16 protein-coding genes and 2 pseudogenes are annotated in these 16651 nt (G+C 64.8%); 7 read left to right on the top strand and 11 right to left on the bottom strand.

Features of this window, described 5'->3' with window-relative positions; genetic code table 11:
• Nucleotides 1–171: 171 nt before the first annotated feature.
• The 5 genes and pseudogenes from EN808_RS18620 (at nucleotide 172) to EN808_RS18605 (ending at nucleotide 2786) form a co-directional block, all read left to right on the top strand.
• Nucleotides 172–522 (top strand): cupin domain-containing protein, encoded by a 351-nt coding sequence (locus EN808_RS18620; protein ID WP_127872867.1) that lies wholly within the window; start codon nucleotides 172–174, stop codon nucleotides 520–522.
• A 28-nt stretch (nucleotides 523–550) separates the two neighbouring features.
• Entirely contained in the window at nucleotides 551–694 is a 144-nt protein-coding gene (locus EN808_RS37025; protein WP_245525099.1) for a hypothetical protein, read from the top strand.
• Nucleotides 695–706: 12 nt separating this feature from the next.
• A pseudogene (locus EN808_RS37020) lies at nucleotides 707–892 on the top strand (cupin domain-containing protein); the annotation flags it as partial.
• A 20-nt stretch (nucleotides 893–912) separates the two neighbouring features.
• Nucleotides 913–1257 carry a cupin domain-containing protein gene (locus tag EN808_RS18610; RefSeq protein ID WP_095202811.1) on the top strand — a complete coding sequence of 115 codons (345 nt, stop codon included), beginning with the start codon at nucleotides 913–915 and terminating at the stop codon, nucleotides 1255–1257.
• Between the two features lie 20 nt (nucleotides 1258–1277).
• Nucleotides 1278–2786, top strand: coding sequence for an aldehyde dehydrogenase family protein (locus EN808_RS18605; RefSeq protein WP_135863372.1), 1509 nt, complete (start codon nucleotides 1278–1280; stop codon nucleotides 2784–2786).
• A gap of 145 nt (nucleotides 2787–2931) precedes the next feature.
• Here EN808_RS18605 and EN808_RS18600 read toward each other — a convergent pair whose 3' ends face one another.
• From EN808_RS18600 to EN808_RS18575, 6 genes are all read right to left on the bottom strand, one after another.
• Complete coding sequence (locus tag EN808_RS18600) at nucleotides 2932–3756, bottom strand: hypothetical protein (RefSeq protein WP_135863374.1); 825 nt, start codon at nucleotides 3754–3756, stop codon at nucleotides 2932–2934.
• A gap of 285 nt (nucleotides 3757–4041) precedes the next feature.
• A complete protein-coding gene (locus EN808_RS18595; protein WP_127278200.1) occupies nucleotides 4042–4803 on the bottom strand; it encodes a glucose 1-dehydrogenase in 762 nt (253 codons plus the stop codon).
• A gap of 13 nt (nucleotides 4804–4816) precedes the next feature.
• A complete protein-coding gene (locus EN808_RS18590) occupies nucleotides 4817–5629 on the bottom strand; it encodes an ABC transporter permease (protein WP_135863378.1) in 813 nt (270 codons plus the stop codon).
• Nucleotides 5629–6492 carry an ABC transporter permease gene (locus EN808_RS18585; RefSeq protein WP_127280013.1) on the bottom strand — a complete coding sequence of 288 codons (864 nt, stop codon included), beginning with the start codon at nucleotides 6490–6492 and terminating at the stop codon, nucleotides 5629–5631. Before EN808_RS18585 ends, EN808_RS18590 begins: the two co-directional genes overlap by 1 nt.
• Before the next feature lie 63 nt (nucleotides 6493–6555).
• Nucleotides 6556–7719, bottom strand: coding sequence for a spermidine/putrescine ABC transporter substrate-binding protein (locus EN808_RS18580; protein WP_135916588.1), 1164 nt, complete (start codon nucleotides 7717–7719; stop codon nucleotides 6556–6558).
• A complete protein-coding gene (locus tag EN808_RS18575) occupies nucleotides 7700–8836 on the bottom strand; it encodes an ABC transporter ATP-binding protein (protein ID WP_127280015.1) in 1137 nt (378 codons plus the stop codon). The genes EN808_RS18580 and EN808_RS18575 overlap by 20 nt, the downstream gene beginning before the upstream one ends.
• Before the next feature lie 113 nt (nucleotides 8837–8949).
• Between EN808_RS18575 and EN808_RS18570 the strand changes: the two genes are divergently transcribed.
• Nucleotides 8950–9762, top strand: a complete 813-nt coding sequence (locus tag EN808_RS18570) for a LuxR C-terminal-related transcriptional regulator (protein ID WP_127280016.1) — start codon at nucleotides 8950–8952, stop codon at nucleotides 9760–9762.
• Nucleotides 9763–9776: 14 nt separating this feature from the next.
• On the opposite strand, the gene EN808_RS18565 is transcribed toward EN808_RS18570, so the two are convergent.
• From EN808_RS18565 to EN808_RS18545, 5 genes and pseudogenes are all read right to left on the bottom strand, one after another.
• Nucleotides 9777–11849 carry a 3-hydroxyacyl-CoA dehydrogenase NAD-binding domain-containing protein gene (locus EN808_RS18565; protein ID WP_135916587.1) on the bottom strand — a complete coding sequence of 691 codons (2073 nt, stop codon included), beginning with the start codon at nucleotides 11847–11849 and terminating at the stop codon, nucleotides 9777–9779.
• Nucleotides 11850–11977: 128 nt separating this feature from the next.
• The gene (locus EN808_RS18560) at nucleotides 11978–12925 is read right to left on the bottom strand and encodes an ABC transporter permease (protein WP_135863386.1); all 948 of its coding nucleotides are present in this window, start codon (nucleotides 12923–12925) and stop codon (nucleotides 11978–11980) included.
• A 3-nt stretch (nucleotides 12926–12928) separates the two neighbouring features.
• Entirely contained in the window at nucleotides 12929–13909 is a 981-nt protein-coding gene (locus EN808_RS18555; RefSeq protein ID WP_135916586.1) for an ABC transporter permease, read from the bottom strand.
• Between the two features lies 1 nt (nucleotide 13910).
• On the bottom strand, nucleotides 13911–15431 hold the full coding sequence (locus tag EN808_RS18550; protein WP_245525097.1) for a sugar ABC transporter ATP-binding protein: 1521 nt from the start codon (nucleotides 15429–15431) through the stop codon (nucleotides 13911–13913).
• A gap of 49 nt (nucleotides 15432–15480) precedes the next feature.
• Nucleotides 15481–16493, bottom strand: a pseudogene (locus tag EN808_RS18545) (ABC transporter substrate-binding protein).
• On the opposite strand from EN808_RS18545, the gene EN808_RS36360 reads away from it, so the two are divergent.
• On the top strand, nucleotides 16399–16650 hold the full coding sequence (locus EN808_RS36360; protein WP_189524138.1) for a hypothetical protein: 252 nt from the start codon (nucleotides 16399–16401) through the stop codon (nucleotides 16648–16650). The pseudogene EN808_RS18545 and the gene EN808_RS36360 sit on opposite strands and share 95 nt — an antisense overlap.
• Nucleotide 16651 lies beyond the last annotated feature (1 nt).

The raw sequence follows: 16651 nt of genomic DNA, 5'->3' as shown, positions 1-16651 counted from the left end.
CCACGAGGGGGGAGATTGGATGTCGCGACTGCCTTCGCCAATTTTCGACGTCGATGACGAAACGCCGAGGCCGAAGTTGCCGATCTCCCCCCTCGTGGGGGAGATGTCCGGCAGGACAGAGGGGGGCGCCGTAGAGCACGAGCTTCTCAGGCGGCGCGCAGGAGCATCAGCATGACTTCCTCCGCCCCGCACCTCCACCAGGCCTCGACCCGCACCGACCTCGTCGACTGGGGCGTCCAGCCCGACGCCCTGTCGGGCGTCTCCCACTCCACCGGCAAGCTCGTGCACAAAGGGCCGAACAACCAGCCGGAATCCGGAATATGGGTCTGCACACCGGGCCGCTGGCGGCTCTCGATTCCGCGCGACGAACTGTGCCACTTCGTCGCCGGCCGCGCGACCTACCGGTCGGATGTCGGCGAGGTGATAGAAATCTCCAGGGGAAGCGTGGTCATGTTTCCCGCCGGCTGGACGGGCGAATGCACCGTGCATGAGACCATGCGCAACGTCTACATGCTGGCCTGAGCAAGAATAAGCCGCAGAGGAGCAAGACATGCCGACACCGCATTGGCCTGAGGCCTCGACCGTGGAGCTGGAAGATTGGGGCGCGGGCGCCAACACGCTCGCCGGCGCGCCGCGGGCCTCAGGCAAGATCCTCTCCAGGAATCCGGACGGGTCGAACGAATGCGGCCTGTAGTCGTGCACGCCGGGCACCCGCAAGGTGACCTTTGCCGCCGACGAGTTCTGTCATTTCCTGTCGGGGCGCGGCAGCTATGTCAGGGACGATGGCGAGGACATCCCGGTCGGAGCCGGCACGCTCATCTTCTTTCCCGCCGGCTGGACCGGCATCTCCATCATCACGCAAACGCTGACCAAGGCCTTCATGTGCCGGTGAGCACTTACCAGGAAAATCCTATGACCACGCCGATCATGCAATCGCCGCTTGCCATCACGGACCTCGTCGACTGGGGCGTCATCCCGACAATGATCGAGGGGCAATCCCATACGTCGGGCAAGCTGCTCCACAAGGGGCCGGAAGGCCGTTCGGAATGCGGCCTCTGGGTCTGCACGCCAGGCAAGTGGCACTGCCACGTCACCCGCGACGAGTTCTGCCACTTCCTGGAGGGTCGCTGCACCTACGTGCATGAGTCCGGCGAGGTCATCGAGATCGAGCCGGACACGGCGGCCTTCTTCCCGCAGGACTGGAAAGGCGTCTGCACCGTCCATGAGACGATCAAGAAGGTCTACATGATCCGTTGAGCGGATCCGAGAGGATGTCCATGCATTTCTCCCCCGGCCGGCCGATTTTCTTCGTCAATCCGGACTACCGGCCAATGACCGGCGCGAACAGGCCGGTAATCGATCCGGCGACGCTGGAAACCGTCGGCGCGATCGCGGCGGCCAGCGACGGCGAGGTCGACACCGTGCTCACCGCCGCGACCAAGGCGCAGCTTGCCTGGAAAAAGCTCGACGCCAAGAGCCGGGCAAAGCATCTGCACGCCGTCGCCAACGCCATCGAGGCGGCGGACTTCACGCGCTGCGCCGAACTGATGGTGCGCGAGATGGGCAAGCCCTATCCCGAAGCCATCGGCGAGATCGCCAATTGCGCGCCGATCTTCCGCTACTATGCCGAGATGGCGCGCGACGATGCCGGCAAGATCGCCGGCACGACGCAGGCCGGCTCGTTCCAGTATGCGCGCTACGAGCCCTATGGTGTCTCCGTCCACATCATGCCCTACAACTTTCCGATCCTGCTGATGTGCTGGACCGTCGCGGCCTCGCTCGCCGCCGGCAACGCCTGCGTCATCAAGCCGGCGGAAGCGACGACGCTCTCGACGCTGGACTACATGACCGTATTCCGGTCGCTGCCCGAGGGCCTCGTCTCCTGCTTGCCTGGTGGCGCGGCCACCGCGCAGGCACTGATCAGTGCCGATCGCACCGATGCGGTCGCTTTCACCGGCTCGGTCGCGGCCGGCAAGGCGGTGGCCGTGGCCTGCGCGGAACGCATGAAGCCTTGCGTCATCGAGGCCGGCGGCAGCGATCCGCTGATCATCAGCCAGCACGCGCCGCTCGACGTGGCGGCGGCTGGCTCCGTCACAGCCGCCTTCCACCTCACAGGCCAGGTCTGCACGTCGGCCGAGCGATTCTTCGTCGTCGATTCGGTCCACGATCGCTTTGTCGAACTGTTTGCCGAGAAGACACGGGCGCTGCGCATCGGCAACGGCATGGACAGAACCGAGATCGGCCCGCTGGTCAGCGAGGCAGCACGGGCCAAGGTCATGCGGCTGGTCGACGATGCCATCTGCAACGGCGCCACGGCCATTACCGGCGGCCGCATCCCGCCGGAGCACAACACCGGCTGGTTCTACGAGCCGACCATCCTGACTGGCGTCACCCCAGACATGGCGATCGTGCGCGAGGAGTGTTTCGGCCCGGTCGCCGCCATCTGCCGGGTTAGGGATTTCGACGAGGCGATCCGGCTTGCCAATGACAGCCCGTTCGGGCTCGGCGCTTCGGTGTTCACGACGGATCTGGCCGAAGCGCATGAGGCGGCCGAACGGCTCGAGGCCGGCATGGTCTGGGTCAACAACCCGCTGATCGACAATGACGCCCTGCCCTTCGGCGGCTGGAAGGCTTCCGGCCTTGGCCGCGAACTCGGGCGCCAGGGGCTCGACGCCTTCCGCCGCTCGAAGATGGTCATCATCGATCACAGACCGGCCATCCAGGACTGGTGGTATCCCTATCCCGACAGCTGGTTTCGCGAGACCGGCGGCCGCAAACACGTATGAAGAATGGCGCGCGGCAACACCGCGCGCCCTATCCTTATGCCTCGATCGCTACGACCAGGACGTGCGAGCAGGAAAAGCAATGCCGCCGGGCAAAGCCCAGCGGCATCTTCTTCGACTGGCTACCGCCTTTTTCAGGGACGATCCGCTACGGCGTCGTTCCCGCCTGAAGCTTGGCCGCCATCTGATCGATCTTGTCGGCAAGGACGCCTTGGGCCCAGGCCGTGACATCGGCGTCGACGGGCTTGTTGGCCATATCCGCCAGTGCCGCGTCGAGCGCCGCCGGATCCGTGCCGACCGCTGCCGCGGCAGCGTCGGCCTCGGCCTGGTCGGCCGCCGCATTGTCGGCGGCCACCACGGCCTCCTGTGCGGTGACATCTGCCTGCAGGGCCGCTATCTGGCCAGGCAAGGCCGCCTGTTCTTCGGGCGTCATGGCGGCGATCTGATCCGGCGTCAGCGACGTCAGCGCGCTCAGCTGCGAATTCAGGTCATCTAGCTGGGCTTGGGCGGCGGCGGCCGTGGCGGCGGCGGCAGCGGCCGCTGCTTGCGCATTCTTGGCCGTCGCCGATTGCGTCACGAAGGCCTGAATGCCGGCAAACTTCTTGCTCTTGGAGTTCATGTAGGCGTTGATGTTGCGCTGCAGCGAGTTCAGCCGGCCGAGTTTGGCGTGAATGTTCTTGTCCTTCGGTACGGACGAGACTGTTGTGGTCGTATCGACCGTGGTGTCGGTGGTTGTGTCGGTTTCCGTCTTGGCTGCATGTCCCGGTGCCGACGACGACTTGCCATGCGAAGCACCGCTGTTGCCGCTGCCATTACCGTGGGTGCCGCCGTTGCCATTGCCACCGCCATTCCCGTTGCCGCCGCCGTTACCTCCGCCATTGCCGCCATTGCCATGTCCATTGCCGGCGAGCGCCGGAGACGCCAGAAGCGCCAAAGCGGCCAGCGCCGCGAACAGAGTTTTCCGGTTTGTCATGTTAATCTCCTCGGGAATCGCCTACTCGCCCACCGCTGAACCATCTGGGTATGAGAAATCGCTAATTATACCCGGTAAACTTTAGACAAACTCGGTCGCAATCCGAGAGCGGACGCCGTTACCAAGCTGTAACGAGTTGAAAAGTCACAGAAATTGCCGCTCTGGTCCTGCCATGGCACTGAAGTCCCATGACAACCAGACCATAGTCCTGTGCCGTCCGACGCCACGCAAACCGCAGCAAAAAGGGGGCTGAAATGGGAAGGTCGATAGATGAAAGCGTCGGTGTCAGCCGATACTTTCGCCGCCATCGATCACCAGCGCCTGCCCGGTCATGAAGGACGAGCGGTCCGAGACGAGGAACAGGATCGCCTCGGCGATCTCTTCGGCCACGGCCCAGCGCCCCATCGGGATCTTGGTGCGGACATAGGTTTCGATCGCCTCGCGTCCGCCCATCTGGGCGATGAACGGTTCGTTGAAGGGCGTGTCGACCCAGCCCGGGCAGAGCGCGTTGACACGCACATTGTGCCGGGCATAGTCGAGCGACATCTGCCTGGTCATCGCCACCACGGCATGTTTCGATGTCGCGTAGGCGATCATCTCGCGGTCATAGAAGACACCCGAATTCGAAGCCGTGTTGAGGATGACGCCGCCGCCTTGCGCAATCATCGACGGCATGACGATCCTTGCCGCGAGAAACTGCGCCCGCACATTGACCCGCCACGAGGCGTCCATGCCGGCGGTCTCGACCTCGGTCAGCGTGCCGCCGACCTGGATGCCGGCATGATTGTGCAGGATGTCGATGCGCCCATGCTTCTCGAGCGTGCCGGTTATCAGGTGCTCGACAGCCACGTCCTCCCCGACATCGGTGGCGATGGCCTCGGCCCGGCCGCCCACTGCGCGGATGCCTGAGGCTGTTGCCTCGCCGGCGGCCGCATCCCGGTCGGCGATGACGACCACCGCACCTTCCCTGCCCATGATCATGGCGCCGGCACGCCCGATGCCGGATCCGGCGCCTGTCACCACGGCGATGCGGTCTTTGAGGATCATGGAGCAGCAGCTTTCAGTTGGATGGCTTGCGCTGGCGCAGCTGCCATTGGGCAAGCACCACGAGCAGGACGGAAGCGACGAGCACGATCGTCGCGATGGCGTTGATCTCCGGCGTCACCCCGCGCCGGATCGACGCGAACACATAGATCGGCAGCGTCGTCTGCGCGCCGGCGACGAAGAAGGCGACGATGAAATCGTCGAAGGAGAAGGTGAAGGCCAGCAGGAAGCCGGCGACCACCGCCGGCATGATCTGCGGCAGGACGATCGAGCGGAACGTCGTCAGCGGCGTCGCGTAGAGATCGCTCGAAGCCTCGACCAGATTGCGGTCGAGGCTGCCCAGACGCGTGCCGACGATCATCGTCACCAGCGCCATCGAGAACAGGCCATGCGCGGCGATGATCGAGCCGTAGCCGAGCGACAGGCGCGGTGGCTGGTCACCGGGCCAGACCGAGGCGAGGAACGGGTTGACGACGGCGAACAGCTGGACGAGCGCGACCAGCGTCGAGATGCCGATGACGACGCCGGGAACGACGATCGCCGCGCCAAGCAGCCCATCGAAGACGGCGCGGGTTCTGACGCCGACACGCGCCAGGCCAAGGGCTGCCGCGGTGCCGAACACCGCCGCCAGCAGGGCGCTGGTGGTGGCAATGAACAGGCTGTTCTTCAGCGCCTCGACCAGGAACGGGTTGGACAGCGCCTTGCCGTACCATTGCACCGAGAAGCCGGTGAACTCGCTGGCATGGTGGCCGGCGTTGAAGGAAAACAGCACGACCAGCACGATAGGCAGATAGAGGAACGCGAAGACGGCAATGACGAAGGCGCGCATCAGATGAGGTCCACCCGGCGGGCGCCCGCAACCCGGTTCGAAATGCGGTTGGCGACAATCAGCACCACCACCGAGACCAGCACCAGCGTGATTGCGATGGCCGATCCGAACGGCCAGTTGCGCGACTGCAGGAACAGGTCGACCAGCGCGTTGCCGATGAAGAACACCTTGCCGCCGCCGAGCAGCGTCGGGATCAGGTACTCGCCAAGCAGCAGGATCATGACCAGCGAAAAGCCGGTCATCACGCCCGGCAGCGACAGCTTCAGGGTCACACCAAGGAAGGTGGAGAGCGGGGTCGCGCCGAGATCGGCCGAAGCTTCCAGCAGCCTTCGGTCGAGCCGCTCGAGGCTGACATAGATCGGCAGGATCATCAGCGGCAGATAGCCGTAGACGATGCCGAGCAGGACGGCACCCGGCGTGTTGATCAGCCTGACATCCTCGATGCCTACGAAGGCGAGCAGCGCGGGGATGCCGCGTCCGCCCAGAATGTACATCCAGGCATAGGTGCGCATCAGCAGGCTCGTCCAGAACGGAATGACGACCAGCGCAAGCAGGATCAGCCGCCAGCGCTGCGGCGCCTGCAAGGCAAGATAATAGGCGACCGGATAGGCAACGAGCAGGCAGGCAAGCGCGCCCACCGGGGCCAGCACCATGGTGTTCCAGAACGCGGTCGCCCGCGCCGGAAGATTGGCGTATTGCGCCAGCGTGAAGGCCGCCTGGTATCCGCCCTCGGGGGCCCGCTCGCCGACGCTGAACACGGCTATGGCGATGAACGGCAGCACCAGGAACACCACCAGCCATACTGTCGCCGGCGCGAGCAGCAAGGCGGTCAGGAAATTATGCCGAAATCTGTTGCCCTGCATCGAAACCGTCCCGGTACCGGCGGACATGGGCCCGCCGGTCGTTTGTCTTTGTCCAGGCCAGTCTCAAGCCGATTTGAAGCGCGCCATCAGTTCGGCACGGCCCGGATCGGTCAGCGTTGCCGCCGCGCCGAATTCGAGCGGCGTCAGCAAGTCCGCCGCCGGATAGAGGATCGGATTGTCGAGCACTTCCTTGGGCAGCAGCTTGTTGACGCGCGCATCGGTGGAAGGAGCGCCGTTGGCGAGGTGCTCCTTCACCGCGACCTGCGGGTTCATCAGATAGTTGAGCAGCGCGTAGCCGGCGGGCTTGTTCGGCGCGTCCTTCGGGATGGCATAAAAATCGGTCCAGATCTCGCCGCCTTCCTTGCCAAGCACATAGGCGATCTCGGGAATGTCGCGATGCAGCTGCGCGCCGTCATTGGTCCAGCACATCGTCATCCACGCGTCGCCCGCGCGCATGCCCGGCTGGTAGTCGGACGAGACCGCGAACAGATGCGGCTTGACCTTGAGCAGCAGTTCCTCCGCCTTGGCGAGCTCGTCCTGCTTCAGCGAATTGAACGAATAGCCGTAATATTTCAGCGCGTTGCCGATGGTGGTGAGCTGGTAGTCATGCACCATGGTGCGGCCATCGCCCTCGGCCATGGCGGTGTCCCAGAACTCCTTCCAGCTCGTCATCGGCCTGGCGAGCTTCTTGGTGTTGACGGCAAAACCCGTCGTGCCCCAGTTCTTCGGCACGGCGTAAATAGTGCCATCGATGGTACCCTCGGAGGTGAAACGCGCATCTTCCTGGGTGCCATCGAAGTTCGGCAGCTTCGCCATCTCCAGCGGCTCGATGATGCCGAGCTTCTTGTAGGTCGAGATCGTATAATTGGTCGGCACGAACAGGCTCCAGCCCGAGGCGCCGGCCTGCAGCTTGGCCAGCATCTCCTCATTCGAGCCGAACACGTTGACCTCGACGGCGACGCCCGTGTCCTTCTTGAAGTTCTCGAAGGTCTGCGGGTCATGGTAGTTCGGCCAGGTGGCGATCGACATGCGGTCGCCAAGGCTTTCGGCGGCGAAGGCCGGCGTCGGCATGATGCCGATCTCGCGCGCCATCACCGCCGTTGCGATGCCGAGGCCGGTGAGGCCAAGGAAGTCGCGGCGGCCGATCGAGCCGCGCTTCAAGCGCATCAGCTGGTCGACGAAATTCTCGGGGCTTATCGGCAGTCCGTCACGATATGATTTCGACATGTTTGTTTACCCTCTGGTTGGTCCCGTTGTTCTTGGTCTCCGGAAACGCGAGCGGCGTCCCGGTGGCAAAGCCGATGGCGACGGGTTCACCCGGCTTGAAGAGATTGCCTTGGCCGATCAAATGGTCGGCCTTGGCGAGTAATGTTCCGATGCCCTGGACCTCGATCGCGTATTCCGCCGTCGATCCCAGGAAAATCCGGTTGCGGACGACACCCTTGAGCGGGCCGCTTGCCGGAGCGCCGAGGCTGAGTGATTCAGGACGCAGGCTGACCGAGACGGTCTCGCCCTGTTGCAAGGCGGTGCGTTTGCGCGCCGCGATGATGGTGCCGTCCGCCAGCGCAACGTCCACCAGTTCGCCCGTATGCCCCGCGACCTTGCCGGCAAGCAGATTGGTCTTGCCGACGAAATCGGCCACGAACAGATCGGCCGGCTCGTCGTAGATCTCATTGGGCTGTCCAAGCTGGACGATGCGGCCGCCATTCATGACGCAGACGAAATCGCTCATCGACAGCGCTTCCTCCTGGTCGTGCGTCACCAGCACGAAGGTGATGCCGATCTCGCGCTGCAGGTTCTGCAGCTCGATCTGCATGTCGGTGCGCAGCTTCTTGTCGAGCGCCGCCAGTGGCTCGTCGAGCAACAGCACCGCCGGCTTGTTGACCAGCGCGCGCGCCAGCGCGACACGCTGCTGCTGGCCGCCGGACAGTTCGTGGATCTTGCGGCCGCCATAGCCGGCGAGCCGCACCATTTCGAGCGCTTCGCCGGCCCGCTGGCCGATCTCGCGCGACGACAGCCGTGGCCTTGCCTGGCGCAGGCCATAGGAAACATTGGCTTCGACGTCGAGATGCGGGAACAGCGCGTATTGCTGGAACACCATGTTGACCGGCCGCCGGTAGGGTGGCGTGCCGGCCATGTCCTGGCCGCGGATGAACACCTGGCCTTCGCTCGGCTGTTCGAAGCCGCCGATCATGCGCAGGCAGGTCGTCTTGCCGCAGCCAGACGGTCCAAGCAGCGCAACGAAGGCGGAGGGCGGCACGGCAAGGTCGATACCGCTGACCGCAGTCACCGCGCCATAGCGCTTGGCCACGCCGCGAAATTCGATGTCGGGCACTGCGGTCAAGGCTGCGGGCTCCAGGACGATGCGATTTCAAGACGCTACCAGAGCCAATGGCAGCTAGTATATACCTCGCGGGTGGTATATCTGATCTATTTTCTCGTTTAAGGGGGTATTGATTGAGCACTTCCCGCAGCGACGAATACAGCCGGCTCGCCGCCCTTGTCGCGGCGACGCGGGAGACGAGCGGCGACCTGTTCGGCCACGCGATGGTCGATTGGCTGCGCCAGCATGTCGGCTTCGACCACTGCGTGATCTTCGGCTATCGTGGCGCCTCACGACCGCCATTGCTGTTCGAGACGTTCACACCGGCCGAAAGCCACGTCTTCGTCGCGCTCTACCAGGAGGGGCCTTACCTGCTCGACCCGTTCCATCACGCGGCGGTCGAGCGCAAGGAAGGGTTCTGGCGCATGCGGGAACTCGCGCCCGATCGTTTCTACGCCAGCGAATATTTTCGCTCCTACTACAGCCAGACCCGGTTGGCCGAGGAAGTCGGCTTCTTCGTGCCGCTGCCGGGCAAGGACGCGCTGGTGCTGTCGTTGATGCGGCTCAGTGCTTCCGGCCCGTTCGGCACCGCCGATGCCAGGCTGCTGCGCGACATGGCGCCTGCGGTGATCAGCTTCATCAGATCGCGCTGGCCTGCCCTCCCCGCCGACGAACCGGCCGTGACGAAGCAGGACGAGGAAATAGCCGCGGTCAACGAATTCGACCGCGCCCATATCTGGAAAAGCCTGTCACTGACGCCGCGCGAAAAGCACGTCGTCGACCTGGTGCTGCAGGGGCATTCGACGGAATCGATCGCCAGGGCCATGCGCATCGTGCCGGGAACCGTGAAGGTCCATCGCCGCAACATCTACCGCAAGCTCAAGATCAAGTCGCAGGCCGGCCTTTTCGCCCGCTTCGTCGAGATCATCGACGCGCGGATCCGATGATTCCGCTACCCGGATCAGGCTGTTGAGCCGGCTTCCCAAGAGCCGCTCTCAGCCATCCGCTTGAGCAAGGACGCCGGCTTGAAAACATCCTTGCCGGTCCGCTCCAGCCAATATTCGAGCCGCTCGATGATCTTGCCCGCGCCTACGAGACCGGGCCAGAACATCGGGCCGCCCTTGCCGATGGGAAAGCCGTAGCCATTGACCCAGACGACATCGATGTCGGAGGCGCGGGCTGCAATCCCTTCCTCCAGAATTTTCGCCCCCTCGTTGATCAGGGGATAGAGCGTGCGTTCGATGATCTCGTCGGCGGCTATCGTGCGCGGCGCGATGCCCTTCTCGGCGGCCTTGTCGCGGATCAGCGCCTCGACCTCGGGATCGGGTATCGGCGTGCGCGAACCGTTCTCGTAGAGATAGAAGCCACGGCCGGTTTTCTGGCCGAAACGGCCCTGCTCGCACAGCGAGTCGGCGATGACGGCCGTCAGCCCACGCGCCTTGCGGTTGCGCCAGCCGATGTCGAGGCCGGCCAGGTCGCCCATCTGGAACGGCCCCATCGGCCAGCCGAAATCGGTGAACGCCTTGTCGATCTGGCTGGGTGTCGCGCCCTCCAGCAGCAGCGCTTCCGATTCCGAGCCACGCGCGGCCAGCATGCGGTTGCCGACGAAGCCGTGGCAGACGCCGACGACGACGGCCACCTTGCCGATCCTGCGTGCCAGGTCGACCACGGTCGCCAGCGCATCCGGCGCCGTCTTTTCGGCGCGCACGATCTCCAGCAGCTTCATGACGTTGGCCGGCGAGAAGAAATGCAGGCCGAGCACGTCCTGTGGTCGCGAGATCGAGGCGGCGATCTCGTCGATGTCGAGATAGGACGTGTTGGTGGCAAGGATGGCGCCTGGTTTCGCCACCGCGTCGAGCTTGCCGAAGATTTCCTTCTTGACCGCCATGTCCTCGAACGCCGCCTCGATGATCAGATCGCAATCGCCGAGATCGGCATGGTCGATCGAGCCTTTGAATTGACCGAGCCGCTGCTGCCTGGCGTCTTCGCTCAAGGAGCCGCGTGTGACCGAGACGGCATAATTCTTCTCGATCGTCGCCAGCCCTCGCTGCAGCGCTTCGTGACTGGTTTCCAGCAAGGTGACGGGGTAGCCGCCATTGGCGAAAGCCATGGCGATGCCGCCGCCCATCGTGCCGGCGCCGATGACGCCGACGCGGCTGATCCTGCGCTTGACGACATCCCTGCCGGGAAGCTTGGCCGCCTCGCGTTCGGCGAAGAACAGATGCCGTTGCGCGCGCGACTGGTCGCTGGCGACGAGTTTCACGAACAGCGCCCGCTCGGCCGCCAGCGCCTCGTCGAAGGGCAGCGTGACGGCATTGCGCACCGCCTGCGCACAGGCAACAGGCGCCTCGAGCCCGCGCGCGTTCCTGGCAAGATCCGCGGCCTCGGCATCGAAGGCGGCAAGGTCGGTTTCCCCCAGACTTTCATCGCGTTCGCGCACCGGCGTGAACGGACCACCCTTGCGGGCGATCTCGCGGGCGAAATTCACGGCATGCGTGGTCAGATCACCCTCGAAAACGGCATCGACCAGACCGGCGCCATGCGCCTCTTGCGCGCCAATCGGGGTGCCGGAAACGATCATCCTCATCGCCTTTAAAGCGCCCACGAGACGAGGTAGCCGCACCGTGCCGCCGCCGCCGGGCAACAAGCCGAGCTTCACCTCGGGAAGGCCGAGCTTTGCGCCTTGATCGGCAACACGGAAATGACAGCCGAGCGCCAGTTCCAGCCCGCCGCCGAGCGCGGTGCCGTGGATGGCGGCGACCGTCGGCTTGGCGATGGCTTCAAGCGTCGCCACGATGGCACGCAGGTCCGGCTGCTGCACCGGCTTGCCGAACTCGGTGATGTCGGCGCCGGCGACGAAGGTCCGACCGGCGCAGGCGATGACGATTGCCGAGACCGATGCGTCATCGCGCAGGGCGACCAGCGCCTGCAGCAGCGGCTCGCGGACGTGAAAACTCAGTGCGTTGACCGGCGGATTGTCGATGGTGACGATGGCGACCCCACCCTCGTTCGCGACACTGACAGAATTGGACAAGCGGAGGCCTCCCGAGACCGACTGAGATCGCGGACCGGTTTACTAGGCCGCGCCGCGAATGGGAACCGGATGTTGAACTGGTCCAATGATTGGCCCGACAGGCCGCGGTCGCGCCGTCGACGTTGCAGTCAGCGCACCGCCTTCTCGCCACCCGCCGCCGTGATCACCCCTACGATGATCAGGCCGGTAAGCAGAAGCCGCACGCCGGCGCTGACGCCGAATGTGTTGAGCATGGTGAGCAGCAGCACCAGGAACAGCGCCGCGCCCCAGACGCCGGGCACATTGGCTTTGCCGCCGGCCACCGACGTGCCGCCGATGACGACGACCGCGATCGAAGCCAGCAGATATTCATTGCCGATATCGACATTGGCGCCGCGGAAATAGCCGGCGAGCAGCGCGCCGTCGATGCCGCCGAGCGCCCCCGACAGCGTGTAGGTGAGGAAGCGGATGCGGCCGACATTGACGCCGGCGAGCCAGGCGGCGCGGATGTTCTGGCCGATCGCCAGCACCGAGCGGCCATAGATCATGCGCTGCAAGGCGATGGCCGCGCCGATGGTGAACAGCACGGTGAGCATCGCCAGCACCGGAATGCCCAGCACCTGCCAGTTGGTGAAATCGGCGAAGCCCGGCGGCGGCTTGATCTGCAGCCCGCGCCCATAGCTGATGTCGACCGACTGGATGATGAAGCTCGCCGACAACGTGGCGATGATCGGCGGAATGCGCAGCGCCCAGATCAGCAGGTAGTTGATGGCGCCGATGGCGGCACCACAGGCGAGCGCCGCCAGCAATCCAACCACGATCATGGCATCGCTGCCGCCCATCACCTTCATGGCAACCGCGCTTGCCAGGCCGATATTGGCCGGCAGCGACAGGTCGACATTGCCGGGCCCGAGCGTGATGACGAACATCTGGCCGACGCCGACGATGACCGTGAACACGGCAAGGGACAATGCGGCCGTAACCATGCCGCCGGCGCCATAGCCGCCGGTGAAGGCGATCGTCGCAAGCCACACCAGCAGCGCACCGGCAAACGACCAGATCCAGGGTTTTGTGAGCAGCGTTTTCAGCGAAGCCATCGCTCACCTTTCCCTGCGGCTGATCAGCACCCGCGCCGCCAGCACGATGATCAGGATGGCGCCGTTGGCGGCCACCTGCCAGTCGGGCGGAATGTGCATGAAGGTGAGCAGCGGCGAGGCGGCCAGCGCCAGCGTCAGCGCGCCGATGACGGCGCCGATCGGCGAGACCCGGCCGCCGACGAACTCGCCGCCGCCGAGGATGACGCCGGCGATGGCCAGCAGCGTGTAGCCATTGCCGATATTGGCATCCGCCGAGGTGGTGATGCCGATCAGCGCCATGCCCGACAGCACGCCGAACAGGCCGGCCAGCGCAAACAGCACGATCTTGGTCTTGAGCAGCGACCAGCCGGCGCGCCGCAGCGCCGCCGGATTGCCGCCGGAACCGCGCAGGATCACGCCGTAGGAGGTGCGCATCAGGCCGAAATGCACGACCGCCGCGATCAGCAGAGCGGCGATGATCGGGAACGGAATGAAGGGCGGCTTGAACGACATGATCGCCAGCAGCCAGTCCGGCGCCTTACCGCCGGGCTTCGGCAGGACGAGGATGGCCAGCCCCTGCCAGACGAAACTCATGCCGAGCGTCACCACGATGGAAGGCAGGTTGCGCAGATGGATCAGCGCGCCGAGCAGCGCATAAATGCCTATCGACCCGGCGAGAATGAGGACGCCGATGAGCGGCGTGTCCTTCAGCCATGTCGCGGTGACACAGCCGACAAAGCCGACAAAGGTGCCGATCGAGAGATCAAGCTCGTTGCCGGCTATGACGAACATCTGCGCGATCGTCGCCAGCGCGATCGGGATAGCCAGGTTCAGCATCAGGCTGAAGCCGAAATAGCTGATGGCGCGCGGGTTGAGCCAGGCGATCGCAAGCAACACCAACGCCAGCGACAGCGCCGGCAGCAGGCCGCGCAACAGCCGCGCCCGCGCCGCCGCGTTGCGCGCCGCCGATCCCTTGAAGCCATTGTCGATTGGCGTCGCCGTCATCTCAGGCCGCGTCGCCGAAGGAGGACTGGATGATCTTCTCTTCGGTCAGCTCGTCGCGCGTCAAATTGGCGACGATGCGGCCGTTCTTGAAGACATAGACGTGATCGCAATTGTCGAGCTCTTCGGTTTCGGTCGTGTACCAGAGGAAGGTGCGTCCGCGGCCAGCCTCCTCGCGCACGAGGTCGTAGACCTCCAGCTTGGTGCCGATGTCGACGCCGCGCATCGGATCGTCCATCAGCACGATTTCGGCATCGGAGCCCAGTGCGCGGGCAAACAGGGCCTTCTGCTGGTTGCCGCCCGACAGTGAAAAGATGTTGTTGTCCATGTCGGGCGTGCGGATGCCGATCTTCTTCTTCCAGGCATCGGCGAGTTCCGCCTCGCGTCGCGGCGAGATCAGCAAGCCGTTGCGCAGACGCGCCAGCGAGCGGATGCCGATATTCTGCGCAATCGACCATTGCGGGAAAATGCCGTCCGACTGGCGGTCGCCCGCCACCAGCGCCACCGGCGCCGTGACCTCGATGCCGGCTTTGGCGCGTGCGGTGGCACCAAAGATCCGCAGCAGCAAGTCGGTCTGTCCGTGACCGGCCAGCCCGGCAAGGCCGATGATCTCGCCGGCACGGGCGACAAGCTCCTTGCCGTCAGTCTGCCCGGCGGGCCGCGCCCGGACGCGCAGCGGGCTGGCGCCTGGCTTTGCGGCAGCGGCCTGCGCGGCGGTCTTCTGGCGCGCCTCAGCCCCGCCCATCACCGTCACCAGCCGGTCGCGGTCGAAGGCGCCAGCCGCGTCCGACGCCACCATCTTGCCGTCGCGCATCACCACGATCCGGTCGGCGTTGCGCAACACCTCGCCCAGCACGTGCGAGATCAGGATGCAGCTTTTCCCGCCGGCGACGAAGCGGCGCACGAAAGCCAGCAGCTGGCCTGCCGTGTGCGCGTCGAGCGAGGAGGTCGGCTCGTCGAGGATGACCAGGTCGAGCCGGTCCTGCGTCACGGTGAAGGCGCGCGCCACCTCGACCATCTGCCGCCGGCCGATCGACAGATCGCCGACAATGTCCCAGGCCGAGATGCCATGGTCCGGGAATATCTCGTCGAGCTTGGCGGCGATCAGCTCGGCCGCCTTGCGCCGCCAGCCGAAGCCGGACAGCGAGGCGTGGTTGATGCGGGTGTTTTCGGCGACGCTGAGATTGGGACACAGCGACAGCTCCTGGAACACGCAGCGTATGCCGAGCTGCTGCGCCCGCGAAACCGAGTAGTTCTCCTCGATGCCGCCATGCACGCCGATGGTGCCGCTGTCGGGCGTCAAGGTGCCGGCCACCATATGCATCAGCGTCGATTTGCCGGCGCCATTATGGCCGACGAGGCCGACGCATTCGCCGGGTCCGACATGGAAATCCACCCCGCCCAGCGCTCTGACGGCGCCGAAATGCTTTTCGGCACCGTCAAGTCTGACGACGTCAACAGTGGCGGCGCCGAACTGTTTTTCGGCGCCGCCCAGCCTGATGATGCCCGTGTTGCCTGCAGCCATGCTCAACGATATCCGTTCAGTGATGTGCTAGGCAACGCGGATGCGGCTTTCACTTGATGTTGGCTTTGATGGCCGCGATGGCATCTTCCTGGGTGTATTCGTGAGTGGCGACGCCACCCTCCTTGATCTTAGGCAGGGCCGCCTCGAAATCGTCCTGGGTGAAGGCGAGATACGGCACCAGCAAATCATGCGGAATGTCCTTGCGGCCATCGAGCACCTGCTGCGCCACCCAGAAGGCGAGCGTCGACACGCCGGGCGCGATCGAGGCCGACCAGGTCTTGTAGCCGTCCTTCTCCTTCTGTTCCTTCCACCACTTCAGCTCGTCCTGCCGGTTGCCCATGATGATGGTCGGGCGCGGCTTGTTGGCGGCGGCGAAGGCTTGCGCGGCGCCATAACCGTCGCCGCCCTGGTCGACGATGCCGACAATGTCGGGCAGCGACGGCAGGATGGTCGCGACCGCCTTCTGCGCCGTGGTCTGGTCCCAGTCGCCGGTCACCGAACCGACGATCTTGAATTCGGGATGGGCAGCGACCCCTTCCAGGATACCGGCATGGATGGCGTCGTCGATCGAGGTGCCGGCCAGCCCGCGGATTTCAAGCAGATTGCCGCCCTTGGGCTGGAACTTCGCCATCTGCTCGACTTCCTGCTTGCCCATGTCCTTGAAGTCGACGACGACGCGGTAGGCACATGGCTCGGTCACCGTGCCGTCGAAGGAAACGACGGTGATGCCGGCGTCGCAGGCCTGCTTGATGGCGCCGTTGAGCGCGTCCGGCGAAGCGGCGTTGATGACGATGGCGTCATAGCCCTGCAGGATCAGGTTCTGCACCTGGGCGGCCTGCGTCGGCACCTCCTTGTCGGCGGTGGTGAAGACATCGGCCGCGCCGACGATCTTGTCGTCGACCGCCTTTTGGTGACGATGCCATAGCTGTCGAGCATGGCCTGGCGCCACGAATTGCCGGCGTAATTGTTGGAGAACGCGATCTTCTTGCCGCTGGTGTCGGCGAAAGCCGTACCGGCTGCGAGCACCGCCGCAAGCGTGCCGAGAACCAATAATTTCTTCATAGGATACTCCTCCCGAGAGTTGTTGATCAGTTGGCTGTCGATGAATTTTCGCGATTGCGATCCTGTTTTTTATCTATTGTCAGACAAAAGTGCAGAAGGCCGCCGAGCTGTCAACTGCAATCCGATGCGCGCCGGCGATCAACTTGCAGTGCGCTGAT

Origin of the sequence: Mesorhizobium sp. M8A.F.Ca.ET.165.01.1.1 (genome assembly GCF_004792065.1) — a bacterium.
GTDB lineage: Bacteria > Pseudomonadota > Alphaproteobacteria > Rhizobiales > Rhizobiaceae > Mesorhizobium.
Note: the sequence above shows the minus strand (reverse complement) of the source record. Positions and strands in the feature narration are given on the sequence as shown.